Below are 14103 nucleotides of genomic sequence, written 5' to 3'. Positions count from 1 at the left end.
CTAAAAAATCAACACACTAACCAATTGCCGCTCACAAAATCATGGGGATTTATTCTCCAAGAAAGCAGAAAACCATGGCAGCGGCAATATTTTTTGAGCAATATACCAAGCTCCAAAAAAGAATGCCATTTGTACAAGAACGTAACTCCATGCAGCCCCTATCACCCCCAGCCGATTAACTAGAAAAACGGTTAGGATCACGTTAAAAACCCCAATACAAAAAGTTAATTTAGCGAGATAGGCCGTTCTTTCGGCAAAAAACACAAACCCCACGACCACATAATACATACCCATAAAAGCGTTACCAAAGCCTATCAGCTGGGCAACCTTCAGAGAATCACCATACTCCCGCCCAACAATCCAGGGATAAACATAAGGAAGAAGGCTCACATAAGATATGGCCAGAATCAGGAAAAATAGAAATGACACCCAGCACTGTCGTACAATACGGATCCCCGAATCACGATCTCTTCCCTGCAACTCACTTAGCAGATGAGGACCAAAAGCCTTTACAATTGCATCAACCAATATCCCTACAACCATGCCCATCTGCGCACCGACCGCATAACTACCCGTCGCAGTAACCCCCAGGACCGAGGTTATGATGAACCTGTCACTCATGGCTATCATCATTCCACCAATCGCATGGGGGATCAGCGGCCCACCAAAACGTAACGCCGCCTTGGCATACTCAATATCAAACCGCCAGTCGATCCCCCCTGCACGTTGCAAGCTATACAACGCCAACAAACCAAACAGGAAAACAGCGCTTACCAGACCGAGCCCCCGGCCCTCCCAGCCCATCCCCAGAACAAGAACCAACCCGAGGGAAAGGGACAGATTGAATAAGGTTTGGGAGATCTGGAATATTCCATATCGTAAAACCTGATTCTTGACCTGCCAAACTACCAACCTGATTTGCATGATTGTTTGAGCAGCAGAGGCCAAAACGGCCACAAGCAGCCATTCGACAGGAAGGTTCACCCAACGAGACAGAGGGGAAGACACAAAAAAAACGACTAATAAAGTTAATAGCGTGCTCCCGCTCAGGACAGCGAGAGAGGTTCCGAGAAAACGCGGGTGATTGGTTTCCCGATCAAAATAACGAACGCTGACCGCCCCATGGAGACTAAGACCAGTAAAAGCCGAAAGCACACTCATGACAGTAGTGAGCATTGCAACTATGCCGTACTCCCCTGGCGATAGAACCCTCGTCAAGACGGGCAATAAGAAAAATGGAATCGCACTATTGATAACGTTCGCCGATGCATAGCTTACGACGGAGCCAAACAGCTTCCTGAAAGGACTCATGAAACTCTCTGAAGTGCTTTCTGCAACGATTCGACGACGAAGCTCTGCTGCTCATCGGTGATGTCAGGCCCCATGGGTAGACTCAAAACCTCCTGACTGCAAAGCTCGGCCGCAGGAAAACTACCCTTTTTGAGCCCAAGATGGGCAAAGGCAGGCTGCAAATGCAAGGGAGTCGGATAATGCACGGAAGTCGGCACGCCAAGGGCATTCAATTCCCGGGATAAGTCGTCGCGCGCCTTTACCCGAAGGGTGTACTGCGCATAGACACTGCTGGTCTGGGGAAGAATATAAGGAGTCACGACAGCAGGACATGCACTCGATATCAATTGATCATAACGAGCTGCAACCCTTGATCTCTGCTCCACCTCCCAATCAAAGCGCTCCAACTTGGCAAGCAGGACGGCAGCCTGCAGCGTATCCAGACGACCATTGAGGCCCACGCGAGGGTGATGGTAGCGCCTATCCTGCCCATGGATACGAATCTCGCGCATGCTCTTGGCCAAGTCGTCATCGTCGGTGAACAGGGCTCCACCATCACCATAAGCCCCCAGCGGCTTGGACGGGAAAAAACTGGTTGAACCGATACCACTAAGAGCACAAGAGCGACGCCCCTTGTATGTCGCACCAAACGACTGGGCGGCATCCTCAATGACTGTCAGTCCGTGCTTTTGAGCGATGGCATTAATGGCATCGAAATCAGCACACTGCCCGTACAGGCTGACAGGCATGATTGCCTTGGTACGAGGCGTAATTGCAGATTCGATTTTTTCCGGGTCGATGTTGCAGGTATTAGGGTCAACATCGACAAAAACAGGTGTTGCACCCAGTAAAGCGATCATCTCGCCTGTCGAAATAAAGGTGAACGGTGTAGTAATGACCTCATCTCCACGACCGATCCCAAGCGCCATCATCGCGATCAGAAGCGTACAGGTACCACTGCTCGCACTGATACAGTGCTTGACCCCGGCATATTCGGCCAGCTTCACTTCAAGCTCTACAACCTCTGGGCCCATGATGTATTTACCGTGATCGAGTACACGCTCGATACGTTCGTTGATTGATGCTTTGAGCTCGTGGTACTGGGTCTTGAGATCTATAAATTCCATGACAGGCTTCAATAGCGGTGCTGTACACCGTGGTGGTTCATGTTGACAAATGCTCGATAGGCGTGAGACACGACACGGCATCCACTGGAGAACATCCCCCTCATATGCGGAGGCAGATGAAGGGCGAAAGATATCTGCTAAGTTAGCGGGCGAATCGCGACCACAAATGAATTTCCTCCACGCTCACACCACGACAAGCCGCCGCCCTTCAAGACGATAGACAGTACCAGTTTGCCCACAGGTAGTTTCAGCCTCTCCCGCAATAGGCAGATCCAGGCGCTCGCCAAACTCACTCATCCAACCAACCTGGCGAGCCGGGACCCCTACCATCAGGGCATAGGCAGGCACATCCCTATTGATCACAGCCCCTGCCCCTACGAAAGCATACTCACCAATAGTGACGCCACAGACAATCGTGCAATTGGCGCCCAGGGTCGCCCCCTTTCGGACTAATGTGTCGCGATACTCATTCTTGCGCTCGATCAGCGAACGAGGGTTATAGACATTGGTGAACACCATGCTTGGCCCACAGAAAACGCCCTCCTCCAGGATCACGTTGTCATAGACCGAGACGTTGTTCTGAATCTTGCAATTATCCCCAATGATCACCTTGTTACCGACAAAGACATTCTGCCCAAGGGATACACCCTTGCCGATACGGGCACCACCGCAGACATGCACAAAGTGCCATATCCGCGAACCATCCCCGATTTGCGCACCTTCATCGACAATGGCAGAAGGGTGGACCTGATAGTTCATACCAGCCTCAGCGATCCAGGGATGCCAGGAAAGGGTGCCCCTCATCACTCTGCGGCGCAACGACAGCCGACGAGCGAATGGTATTCACGGTTTCCACACAATGGCGCGCATCTTCGATGCCATAACCACGCCCAGCGAGAATTTCCCGGTAACTGGTGGTATGCAGATCGGTAAAGCCCTCGGAGAACTCCATTTCCTCGCCATCGACCGTAATGGAGCGATAGGTCGGCTTCTTGCCCTTGACCGAATCGGGCAAGTCCTGGGCATCGATGGAGAGGAACCAGCGCACGCGCGCCTTCTCATACTCCAGATAGCCAGCAGCCTTGTAGTCATTGGCAAAGTGCACGACGTTGCGTTGCAACTTGCCGAAGATGAAATGCAGCATGTCGTAGAAGTGCACACCAATATTGGTGGCGACCCCATAGGACTTGCGCGGATCCCCCTTCCAGCTCTCCATGTACCACTTGCCCCGCGACGTGATGTAGGTAAGTTCTACATCGTACTTGCCATCACGAGTCGCGCCGGCAACCTTCTCCTTGAGGTCAAGGATGGCCTGGTGATGACGCAACTGCAGGATGTTGTAAACCCGCTTGCCGGTCTCACGCTCGACTTGGGCCAACTCGTCCAGCACTTGCGGAGTAGGTACCAGCGGTTTCTCGCAAATGACATCGCAGCCAAGGCGCAATCCGGCCGCAATGTGCGCATGATGCAGGTAGTTGGGTGAACAGACCGAGACATAATCCAGAGCCGTTTCCGCACTACGCTTGAGTTGCCAGGCGTGCTCGATGAAACGTTCAAATTCGGTAAAGAACTCGCTCTGCGGCGATAGGCTATCAATGATTCCTACCGAATCGTTGATGTCATAGGCGGATACCAGTTCGTTAGCCGTGTCTTTGATTGCGCGCATGTGCCGTGGAGCGATATAGCCAGCAGCGCCGATAAGGGCAAAACGTTTCAAGGGGAGCACTCCAGCAATCAGGCTTTGATGATATGAGCTTCAGGGGTACGGTATTTACCGCGACTATCGATCACCAACCGGGCATGCTGGCGAATCAGCTCATAGTCGAATCTGTCGTGATCGGTGGCCAGCACGACAGCATCGAAACCCGCCAGGCTTTCGGCCGTCAGAGCCTCGCTGGACAGATCGAAATGATGCTCGCGCATTTTCGGGAAGACCGGAACATGCGGATCGCTGTAGGCCACGACACACCCCTTGGCCACCAGTAGTTCCATGATTTCGACGGAGGGCGACTCACGCATATCATCCACGTTTTTCTTGTAGGCGATACCGAGCACCAGCACCCTGCTGCCTTTCAGTGCCTTGCCATCGTTGTTCAGGCCATCCATCAATTTGCTGACCACATATTCGGGCATGGCCTGATTGACCTCCCCGGACAACTCGATGAAACGCGTGTGCAGGCCATACTCGCGAGCCTTCCAAGTCAGATAGAACGGGTCGATCGGGATGCAGTGCCCACCCAGCCCCGGTCCCGGATAGTAGGGAGTGAAACCGAACGGTTTGGTCGCGGCCGCGTCGACCACCTCGAAAATATCGATGCCCATTCGGTCGGCAACCACTTTCATCTCATTGACCAGGCCGATATTCACCGCACGGTGGATGTTCTCCAACAGCTTGGTCATTTCAGCTGCCTTGGTTGAACTGACCGGAACAACGCGATCAATCGCCTGCTCGTACAGCGCAATACCGACCTCCAGGCAAGCCGGGGTATGCCCACCGATCACCTTGGGGATGGTACGGGTTTCAAAGTCGGGATTACCTGGATCCTCACGCTCGGGCGAATAGACCAGGAAGATGTTCTCACCTACTTTCAAACCGACTTCCTGAACCCGCGGGAGCAACTCTTCCTCCGTGGTACCCGGATAGGTCGTGCTCTCCAGGGACACCACCTGCCCCTCACGCAAATAGGGCTTGATCGCTTCGGTGGTATTGATCACGAAGCTCATGTCCGGTTCGCGGTACTTGTTCAGGGGCGTTGGCACGCACAGGATCAAGGCATCGCACTCACTGGCCCGACGGAAATCAGTGGTGCCTTCAAAACCACTCTGGCGGGCAGCGAGTATTTTCTCTGCCGGGATGTGCTCAATATAACTTTGCCCGGCATTCAATCGGGAGACCTTTACCTCATCGATATCGATACCGAGCACACGAAACCCGATGGCGTTGTAGCGCAGCATCAAGGGCAGCCCGACATAACCCAGCCCGACGATACCGATCAGAGCTTCTCTGCTTTTGAACTTGCCAACACTCGCCCGCTTGATGCCCGACATCAGGTTAAATTCCCATTTGATTCTTGAACAATTGACACTTCAACCAGTCGGGGGGAGGTCACCCGAGGCTGATATTTTCCTTTGCATACCTGCCTGGCATTTCCAGACGAGTGCCCATACACCCGACGCCCGCCAGACACCCAACGCACCCTATGGTGACCATTCTCGCATGCACACGATAGAGTTCCCGCCTGATGGGTCGCGGACCGCGCTACAGCGCCGGAGTGAACGCCGCCAGTCTGGAGGCGATTCAGATCCACCTAAAGAAGGCCGCACCTGGCTCTGTAACCCAAAAGACTCATTATGCCACTTCTCTTCCTGTATGGCTTTAATGATCAACCCAGGCGCCTTGATGCATCCTGATGATTTCGGAAGGCATAAAAAAATCCCCGTATCTTTCGATACGGGGATTTCAGATATGGTCGGGGTAAGGGGATTCGAACTCCTGACATCCTGCTCCCAAAGCAGGCGCGCTACCGGACTGCGCTATACCCCGGTAAAAAAAAGGCACCTTCAGGAGGCGCCTTCTGCGATCAGCGCTTTTGGCTTCCGATCTTAAGATTTGATTCCAGCGAACTGGTTTCAAAAATGGTGGGTCGTGTAGGATTCGAACCTACGACCAATTGGTTAAAAGCCAACTGCTCTACCAACTGAGCTAACGACCCGAATATGGTCGGGGTAAGGGGATTCGAACTCCTGACATCCTGCTCCCAAAGCAGGCGCGCTACCGGACTGCGCTATACCCCGGTTTGAAATTGGCTCCGTGACCAGGACTCGAACCTGGGACCCAATGATTAACAGTCATTTGCTCTACCGACTGAGCTATCACGGAACAGCACATTTCAAGCTACAACTCTAACGCTTTACTCCCATCGCTGGAAGCCTACTCTTCGCCGCTTTCGCATTTCTGCGTTTGCGTCTCTGAGGCGCGTCATTTTACAACCTTTCAACTCTCTGTCAACCCCTAAATTGCTTTCAAGACACTGAATTTGCAATCTTTTTTCTGGAATTCCCTTTGCAGGGAGATCCGGGGATGACCGTGTTGCGGGGCGCACTTTACAAGCCTTTTTCATTGAATTCAACGCCTTGGCGAAAAAAAAGGCCTCGCGATGCGAGGCCCTTCCCTTTCGGCGCTGCCACCAATCAGGCAAAGACGATCTCGTCGTTCTCCACCTGGCCCGTGATGCTGCTCCCCGGTACGAAGCGTCCCGACAGGATCAACTGGGCCAGCGGGTTTTCGATCCAGCGCTGGATCGCCCGCTTCAGCGGCCGCGCACCATACACCGGGTCGTACCCCACGGCGATAAGCTTGTCCAACGCCTCGTCACTCAACGTCAGCGTCAGCTCGCGCTCGGCCAGGCGACCCCGCAGGCGGCCCAACTGGATCTCGGTAATACCGGCGATCTGATCCCGCGCCAGCGGCTCGAAGATCACCACTTCGTCGACCCGGTTGATGAACTCCGGCCGGAAATGGCTGCCCAGTGCATCCATGACCGCCGCCCGCTGGGCCTCTCGATCACCAACCAGTTCCTGGATCTGCGTCGAGCCGAGGTTGGAGGTCATCACCACCACGGTATTGCGGAAGTCCACGGTACGGCCGTGACTGTCGGTCAGGCGACCATCCTCCAGCACCTGCAGCAGGATATTGAACACATCCGGATGCGCCTTCTCGACCTCGTCCAGCAGGATCACCGAATACGGCTTGCGGCGCACCGCCTCGGTCAGGTAACCACCCTCTTCATAACCGACATACCCCGGAGGCGCACCGATCAGGCGAGCCACGGAGTGTTTCTCCATGAACTCGGACATGTCGATCCGCACCATGGCTTCCTCGGTGTCGAACAGGAATTCGGCCAGGGCCTTGCACAGCTCGGTCTTGCCGACCCCGGTCGGGCCGAGGAACATGAACGAACCGCTCGGGCGATTCGGGTCGGCCAAGCCGGCACGGGAACGCCGTACCGCGTTGGCCACCGCCACCACGGCCTCGCTCTGGCCGATGACGCGCTGATGCAGCAGGCTCTCCATCTTCAGCAGCTTCTCACGCTCGCCCTCGAGCATTTTCGACACCGGGATGCCGGTCCACTTCGATACCACCTCGGCGATCTCTTCCTCGGTGACCTTGCTGCGCAGCAACTGATTCTCGCTGTGACCATGCTGGTCGACCATCTGCAGGCTGCGCTCCAGGTCCGGGATCACCCCGTACTGCAATTCGGCCATGCGATTGAGGTCGCCCTTGCGGCGCGCTGCCTCCAATTCCTGGCGCGACTGCTCGATTTTCTGCTGGATCTGCGCCGAACCCTGCACCTCGGCCTTCTCCGAGGCCCAGACGTCTTCCAGGTCGGAGTACTCGCGCTCCAGCCGGGCGATGTCCTCCTGGAGTTTTTCCAGGCGCTTGATCGCCGCCTCATCGTCCTCTTTCTTCAGGGCCTGAGCTTCGACCTTGAGCTGGATCAGACGTCGCTCCAGGCGATCGAGCACTTCCGGCTTGGAGTCGATCTCCATGCGGATACGGCTGGCCGCTTCGTCGATCAGGTCGATGGCCTTGTCCGGCAACTGACGATCAGTGATGTAGCGATGGCTGAGCCTGGCCGCCGCGATGATCGCACCGTCGGTGATCGCCACCTTGTGGTGCACTTCATAGCGCTCTTTCAGGCCGCGCAGGATGGCAATGGTGTCCTCCTCGCTCGGCTCGTCCACCAGCACCTTCTGGAAGCGTCGCTCGAGCGCCGCATCCTTCTCTATATATTGACGGTACTCGTTGAGGGTGGTCGCACCGACGCAATGCAGCTCACCGCGGGCCAGGGCCGGCTTGAGCATGTTGCCCGCATCCATCGAGCCCTCGCCCTTGCCGGCGCCGACCATGGTGTGCAGTTCGTCGATGAACAGGATGATCTGCCCTTCCTGCTTCGACAGTTCATTGAGCAGTGCCTTGAGGCGCTCCTCGAACTCACCGCGGTACTTGGCCCCGGCGATCAGCGCGCCCATGTCCAGCGACAGCAGGCGCTTGCCCTTGAGGCCGTCGGGCACTTCACCATTGATGATGCGCTGGGCCAGGCCCTCGGCGATGGCGGTCTTGCCCACACCAGGCTCGCCGATCAGCACCGGGTTGTTCTTGGTCCGCCGTTGCAGCACCTGGATGGTACGGCGAATCTCGTCGTCGCGACCGATCACCGGGTCGAGCTTGCCGTCCTCGGCACGCTTGGTCAGGTCGACGGTGTACTTGTCCAGGGCCTGGCGCGACTCCTCGACGTTGGCGTCATTGACGGCCGCGCCGCCGCGCAGGTTGTTGATCGCGTTCTCCAGGGCCTTCTTGCTGACGCCCTGGCCGAGCAGCAACTTGCCCAGCTTGCTGTTCTCGTCCATGGCGGCGAGCAACACCAGTTCGCTGGAGATGAATTGGTCGCCCTTCTGCTGGGCCAGGCGGTCGGCCTGGTTCAACAGGCGCGCCAGATCCTGCGACATGTTGACGTCGCCGGTGGGATTCTGGATTTTCGGCAGCTTGTCGAGTTCCTTGCTCAATTCCTTGCGCAGGCTGTTGACCTCGAAGCCAACCTGCATCAGCAGGGGTTTGATCGAACCACCCTGCTGTTCCAGCAATGCCTGCAACAGGTGGGTCGGTTCGATGGCCGGATGATCGAGGCCAACGGCCAGGGATTGGGCATCGGACAAAGCCAACTGCAATTTGCTGGTTAATCGGTCTATACGCATTAGTCACCTTCCTTTTGAGCAGGCCGGAGCGATGGACACACCTGAATGGAGAAGCCTGCCAGATGCATTTATAGATACGGGCGATTCTGGGAGTTTCAAGCGCCGAACGATTGACGCAGGTCAGGACAGTCTAGTCGGCGAGCCAGACCAGGGAGGCGAAACGGCCGGTGCGAGGGCTGCGCCGGTAGGAATAGAAGCGTGGATCGGAGACGGTACAGAAGCCGCCACCGTAAACGGCGGTGACCCCACGTGCCGCCAGACGCAGGCGGGCCAGGGCATAGATGTCGGCCATGAAGCGGCCGGCGTTGCAGCTGGGGACGAAGGCTTCGATGGTTTCCGGATGAGTGGCGATGAAGGCTTCGCGCACTTCCGCCCCCACTTCGAACGCCCGGGGACCGATGGCCGGTCCGAGCCAGACCAGGATCTCCGAGGACGCCACGTCGAGGCGGTCGACTGTCGCCTCCAGCACGCCCGCCGCCAGGCCACGCCAACCGGCATGGGCCGCCGCCACCCGGGTGCCGGCACGATCACAGAACAACGCCGGCAGACAGTCGGCGGTCATCGCCGTGCAGGCCACCCCGGGCGTCATCGTCCAACTGCCATCGGCCTCGGCGGTCACCTGCGGATCAGCCTCGACCACCCCCACGCCGTGCACCTGGCGCAGCCAGGCCGGGCGGATGGAGAAGGCGCTATTGAGGCGTCGGCGGTTTTCCGCGACCGCGGCCGGGTCATCCTCGACATGATCGCCCAGGTTCAGGCTGTCGAACGGTGCCTGGCTGACACCACCGGCCCGAGTGGTAACGCAGGACCTGACCCGCGCCGGCGCAGGCCAGTCCGGGATCAGGAAATCGCTCACCCGACGAATGCCTCGCGGTCCTGCTTGAGCAGCGACAGCAGCCAGACGAAATCGTCCGGCAACGGCGACTCCCAGCTCATGCGCTTGCCGGTGGTCGGATGCTCCAGCTCCAGGAACCGCGCGTGCAGTGCCTGGCGCGGGAAGTTCTTCAGCGAGTCGACCATGGTCGGGCTGGCTGCCGGTGGAATCCGGAAACGTCCACCGTAGACAGGGTCACCCACCAACGGGAAATTGATGTGCGCCATGTGCACGCGGATCTGGTGGGTCCGACCGGTTTCCAGCTTCACCCGCACATGGGTATGGGAGCGGAAGCGCTCGAGCACACGGTAATGGCTGACCGCCGGCTTGCCGCCTTCCATCACCGCCATGCGCTGGCGCTGCTGGCCGTGCCGGCCGATCGGGGCATTGATCTTGCCGCCCGCGGTGACCACGCCGATCACGATGCATTCATAGATGCGGCTGACGGTACGGCTCTGCAACTGGGCCACCAGTTGCGTCTGCGCCTGGATGGTCTTGGCCACCACCATCAGCCCGGTGGTGTCCTTGTCGAGCCGGTGCACGATACCGGCACGGGGCACGTTGACGATGTCCGGCACGTGGTGCAGCAGGGCGTTGAGCAGGGTACCGCTGGCATGCCCGGCAGCCGGGTGCACCACCAGGCCCGCCGGCTTGTTGATCACCAGGATATCGTCATCTTCGTAGACGATATCGAGCTCGATGTCCTGGGCCACCCACTCGCCCTGGGCTTCCTGTTCGGCGGTCAGTTCGAGAACGGAGCCGCCGTGGACGATATCGCGCGGGCGGATCACCGCACCATCCACCGTCAGGCGGCCGTCCTTGATCCAGGTGGAAAGGCGCGAGCGCGAATGCTCGGAAAACAGTTGGGCGGCGACTTGATCGAGGCGTTGACCGCCCAGCTCGGACGGCACCTCTGCGCGAAGTTCAATTTTATCGGACATGCTCGGACTGGGCGTCGGCACAGCCTTTGGTTTCGGCTGCGCGCTTGTGGTTAAATACGGCGTCTTTTGCCCCGAGGCTTTCAACGGGGCGTTCATCATAACAGGACGGCTCCGCCCAAGACAGCGGCCGTCATAGGGACGCAAGCCGCCATGCAAGTGAAACACCTGCTGCTGATCGCCATCCTCGCACTGACCGCTGCTTGCTCATCGAAGGAAGTCGTCGACGAAAACCTGAGCGAAGTCGAGCTGTACCAGCAGGCACAGGCCGACCTGGACAACAACAGCTACACCGCCGCCACCGCCAAGCTCAAGGCCCTGGAGTCGCGTTATCCGTTCGGGCGCTATGCCGACCAGGCACAGCTCGAACTGATCTACGCCAACTACAAGAACTCCGAGCCGGAAGCCGCCAAGTCCGCCGCCGAGCGTTTCATCCGCCTGCACCCGCAGCACCCGAACGTGGATTACGCCTACTACCTCAAGGGCCTGACCTCGTTCGACCAGGACGTCGGCCTGCTGGCACGCTTCCTGCCGCTGGACATGACCAAGCGTGACCCGGGTGCCGCCCGCGACTCCTACAACGAGTTCGCCCAACTGACCAGCCGCTACCCCAACAGTCGCTACGCGCCGGACGCCAAGCAGCGCATGATCTACCTGCGCAACCTGCTGGCGGCCTACGAAATCCACGTGGCCGACTACTACCTGACCCGTCAGGCCTACGTCGCCGCCGCCAACCGCGGTCGCTATGTGGTGGAAAATTTCCAGGAAACCCCTTCGGTCGGCGACGGCCTGGCGGTGATGGTCGAGGCCTACCAGCGCCTGCACCTGGACGAACTGGCGGCCAGCAGCCTGGAAGTGCTGAAGGCCAACTACCCGAACCACCCGAGCCTGGTCGACGGCCAGTTCGTGCCAAGCGTTGCCGAGGCGGACAACCGCTCCTGGCTGAGCAAGGCCACCCTCGGTCTGATCGAGTCGCGTCCTCCGCTGCCTCCGGGAGAAACCCGCGCCAACCAGGACGTGATGAAACAGTTCCAGGACGCCAAGGACGCGATCCCGGCCGACCTGAAGCCGACCGAAAGCGATGCCGCCCAGGAAGAGCAGCATGAGGCCGAAGGCAACAACAGCGACCGTTCGTGGTTCAGCTACATGACCTTCGGCCTGTTCGACTGAGCCAGGGTTGCCTGCCGGAAAAAGAGCCTTTCGAGGCTCTTTTTTTTGCCTTCAGCCCGGGCAGCCGCGATTGCACTGGGCTCATGCCATGAGCTTGGCTAAACTGCCGGATCATTCGCCGAAAAGCTGGTTGCCATGGTTCGTCTACTGTTCTGGATCGCTCTGATCGCTGCTGCCGTATGGTTCTGGCGCAAATTCAAACGGGCCGCAACCGCCAGCCGCCCCGCCGACGAACCCAACGCTGCACCCATGGTGCGCTGTGCCCATTGTGGCGTGCACCTGCCCCGCGACCACGCTCTGAGCCAGCAGCAACAGTGGTATTGCAGCCAGGCTCACCTCGAGCAAGGTCCGGGCCCTCGTGACCGCTGAGACCTTCAGTCTCGGCGGAGCCCAGGCGCAGCGCCTGCTCAGGCTCTACAACCTCTACCGCTTGAGCATCGGCATCGCCCTGGTCCTGCTGATTTCCAGCAGGATGGACGACAAGCTGCTGGAACTGACCGACGGCGAACTGTTTCGCACCGGCAGTTGGATCTACCTGATCCTGAACATCCTGGTGGTGGTGCTGCTGGAAAACCCCAGGCGCCAGGCCCAGGTCTTCAGCCTGGCACTGGCCGACGCGGTGATGCTGTCGGGCCTGTTCTATGCCGCAGGTGGCCCGCCGAGTGGTCTGGGCAACCTGCTGATCGCCTCGGTCGCCATCAGCAACGTGCTGCTGCGCGGCCGCATAGGGTTGCTGATCGCGGCCATTTCAGCCAGCGGCATCATCTACCTGACCTTCTACCTGAGCTTCAGCCTCCCGGCGGCGGCCAACTACTATGTGCAGGCCGGGCTGCTGGGCGTGCTGTGCTTCGCCGCGTCCTTCCTCGTCCAGGGGCTGACCCGCCTGCTGAACGTCAGCGAAACCCTGGCCGAACAACGTGCCAGCGACGTGACCAAGCTCGAAGAGCTCAACGCCCTGATCCTGCAACGCATGCACACCGGCATCCTGGTGCTCGACGCCGAACATCGCGTGCAACTGGTCAACCAGAGCGGGCTGGCGCTGCTGGGCCAGGAGCATCTGCTCGGGCGAGTGATCGACCCCTACTCGCCGGAGCTGATCGCCCGCCTGCGCCTGTGGCAAAGCAACCCGACATTGCGCCCGCAAAGCCTCAAGGTCGAGGGCAGTGACGTGGTCCTGCAGCCCAGCTTCATCGCCCTGCAGCGGGGCGAGCAGCGCCAGACGCTGATCTTCCTCGAAGACCTGTCGAAAATCGCCCAACAGGCCCAACAGCTCAAACTCGCCGCCCTGGGCCGACTGACCGCCGGGATCGCCCACGAAATCCGCAACCCACTGGGCGCCATCAGCCACGCGGCCCAGTTGCTGCAGGAATCGGAGGAACTGCAAGGTCCCGACCGGCGTCTCACGCAAATAATCCAGGACCAGTCCAAGCGCATGAATCTGGTGATCGAGAACGTCCTGCAACTGTCGCGGCGACGCCAGGCCGAGCCACAACTGCTCGACCTGAGCCCCTGGCTGCAGGCCTTTGTCAGCGACTGGCGCGAAAGAGCCGGCCCGGGCCAGCAACTGCACCTGCGGATCGAGAACGATTGGCTGAAGACCCACGCCGACCCACAGCAAATGACCCAGGTGCTGAACAACCTGCTGGAGAACGGCCTGCGCTACAGCGCCCAGTTGCATGACCAGGCCGAAGTCTGGCTGACCCTGTCGCGCGAGCGCAGGAACGACCTGCCGACGCTCGAGGTCCGCGACAACGGCCCCGGTGTCGCTCCGGAGCAGTTGCAGCACCTGTTCGAACCCTTCTTCACCACCGAAAGCCAGGGCACGGGCCTGGGCCTGTACCTGTCCCGCGAGTTATGCGAAAGCAACCAGGCCCGCCTAGACTATTCAAGGCACGAAGGCGGCAGTTGCTTTCGCATCACCTTCGCACACGTACTTAAACAGAGTTGA

Annotated in this window: 11 protein-coding genes and 4 tRNA genes; 3 read left to right on the top strand and 12 right to left on the bottom strand. The window is 58.7% G+C overall.

The window, feature by feature from the left end:
• Positions 1-39: 39 nt before the first annotated feature.
• From ACMGT0_RS05275 to rluD, 12 genes are all read right to left on the bottom strand, one after another.
• On the bottom strand, positions 40-1311 hold the full coding sequence (locus tag ACMGT0_RS05275) for a lipopolysaccharide biosynthesis protein (protein ID WP_416771736.1): 1272 nt from the start codon (positions 1309-1311) through the stop codon (positions 40-42).
• Complete coding sequence (locus tag ACMGT0_RS05270) at positions 1308-2417, bottom strand: DegT/DnrJ/EryC1/StrS family aminotransferase (RefSeq protein WP_416771734.1); 1110 nt, start codon at positions 2415-2417, stop codon at positions 1308-1310. Before ACMGT0_RS05270 ends, ACMGT0_RS05275 begins: the two co-directional genes overlap by 4 nt.
• Before the next feature lie 183 nt (positions 2418-2600).
• Entirely contained in the window at positions 2601-3176 is a 576-nt protein-coding gene (locus ACMGT0_RS05265) for an acyltransferase (protein ID WP_054059018.1), read from the bottom strand.
• 7 nt (positions 3177-3183) lie between these two features.
• A complete protein-coding gene (gene wbpB, locus ACMGT0_RS05260; protein ID WP_416771731.1) occupies positions 3184-4134 on the bottom strand; it encodes a UDP-N-acetyl-2-amino-2-deoxy-D-glucuronate oxidase in 951 nt (316 codons plus the stop codon).
• 17 nt (positions 4135-4151) lie between these two features.
• The gene (gene wbpA, locus ACMGT0_RS05255) at positions 4152-5465 is read right to left on the bottom strand and encodes a UDP-N-acetyl-D-glucosamine 6-dehydrogenase (RefSeq protein ID WP_054059020.1); all 1314 of its coding nucleotides are present in this window, start codon (positions 5463-5465) and stop codon (positions 4152-4154) included.
• 419 nt (positions 5466-5884) lie between these two features.
• Positions 5885-5961, bottom strand: a tRNA-Pro gene (locus ACMGT0_RS05250).
• A gap of 93 nt (positions 5962-6054) precedes the next feature.
• Positions 6055-6130, bottom strand: a tRNA-Lys gene (locus tag ACMGT0_RS05245).
• A gap of 5 nt (positions 6131-6135) precedes the next feature.
• A tRNA-Pro gene (locus ACMGT0_RS05240) sits at positions 6136-6212 on the bottom strand.
• Between the two features lie 9 nt (positions 6213-6221).
• Positions 6222-6297, bottom strand: a tRNA-Asn gene (locus ACMGT0_RS05235).
• A gap of 311 nt (positions 6298-6608) precedes the next feature.
• The gene (gene clpB, locus ACMGT0_RS05230; protein ID WP_054059021.1) at positions 6609-9173 is read right to left on the bottom strand and encodes an ATP-dependent chaperone ClpB; all 2565 of its coding nucleotides are present in this window, start codon (positions 9171-9173) and stop codon (positions 6609-6611) included.
• Between the two features lie 130 nt (positions 9174-9303).
• Positions 9304-10029, bottom strand: coding sequence for a peptidoglycan editing factor PgeF (gene pgeF / locus ACMGT0_RS05225; protein ID WP_054063786.1), 726 nt, complete (start codon positions 10027-10029; stop codon positions 9304-9306).
• Complete coding sequence (gene rluD, locus ACMGT0_RS05220; protein WP_026145391.1) at positions 10026-10988, bottom strand: 23S rRNA pseudouridine(1911/1915/1917) synthase RluD; 963 nt, start codon at positions 10986-10988, stop codon at positions 10026-10028. Before rluD ends, pgeF begins: the two co-directional genes overlap by 4 nt.
• 150 nt (positions 10989-11138) lie before the next feature.
• Between rluD and ACMGT0_RS05215 the strand changes: the two genes are divergently transcribed.
• The 3 genes from ACMGT0_RS05215 to ACMGT0_RS05205 all read left to right on the top strand — a co-directional run bounded on the left by ACMGT0_RS05215 (position 11139) and on the right by ACMGT0_RS05205 (position 14103).
• The gene (locus tag ACMGT0_RS05215; RefSeq protein WP_054059023.1) at positions 11139-12155 is read left to right on the top strand and encodes an outer membrane protein assembly factor BamD; all 1017 of its coding nucleotides are present in this window, start codon (positions 11139-11141) and stop codon (positions 12153-12155) included.
• A 135-nt stretch (positions 12156-12290) separates the two neighbouring features.
• A complete protein-coding gene (locus ACMGT0_RS05210; protein ID WP_081005993.1) occupies positions 12291-12524 on the top strand; it encodes a PP0621 family protein in 234 nt (77 codons plus the stop codon).
• Complete coding sequence (locus ACMGT0_RS05205; RefSeq protein ID WP_054063784.1) at positions 12514-14103, top strand: sensor histidine kinase; 1590 nt, start codon at positions 12514-12516, stop codon at positions 14101-14103. The genes ACMGT0_RS05210 and ACMGT0_RS05205 overlap by 11 nt, the downstream gene beginning before the upstream one ends.

This window comes from Pseudomonas sp. RHF3.3-3, assembly GCF_048069595.1.
In the GTDB taxonomy this organism is placed as follows: domain Bacteria; phylum Pseudomonadota; class Gammaproteobacteria; order Pseudomonadales; family Pseudomonadaceae; genus Aquipseudomonas; species Aquipseudomonas fuscovaginae_B.
The sequence above is the reverse complement of the archived record's forward strand: the minus strand, read 5'-3'. Positions and strand labels throughout refer to the sequence as shown.

Excerpts from the sequence above, each read along its gene's own strand:
- ACMGT0_RS05275 (WP_416771736.1), bottom strand. The coding sequence starts at position 1,311 with ATGAGTCCTTTCAGGAAGCTGTTTGGCTCCGTCGTAAGCTATGCATCG.
- ACMGT0_RS05270 (WP_416771734.1), bottom strand. The coding sequence starts at position 2,417 with ATGGAATTTATAGATCTCAAGACCCAGTACCACGAGCTCAAAGCATCA.
- ACMGT0_RS05265 (WP_054059018.1), bottom strand. The coding sequence starts at position 3,176 with ATGAACTATCAGGTCCACCCTTCTGCCATTGTCGATGAAGGTGCGCAA.
- wbpA (WP_054059020.1), bottom strand. The coding sequence starts at position 5,465 with ATGTCGGGCATCAAGCGGGCGAGTGTTGGCAAGTTCAAAAGCAGAGAA.
- clpB (WP_054059021.1), bottom strand. The coding sequence starts at position 9,173 with ATGCGTATAGACCGATTAACCAGCAAATTGCAGTTGGCTTTGTCCGAT.
- rluD (WP_026145391.1), bottom strand. The coding sequence starts at position 10,988 with ATGTCCGATAAAATTGAACTTCGCGCAGAGGTGCCGTCCGAGCTGGGC.
- ACMGT0_RS05215 (WP_054059023.1), top strand. The coding sequence starts at position 11,139 with ATGCAAGTGAAACACCTGCTGCTGATCGCCATCCTCGCACTGACCGCT.
- ACMGT0_RS05210 (WP_081005993.1), top strand. The coding sequence starts at position 12,291 with ATGGTTCGTCTACTGTTCTGGATCGCTCTGATCGCTGCTGCCGTATGG.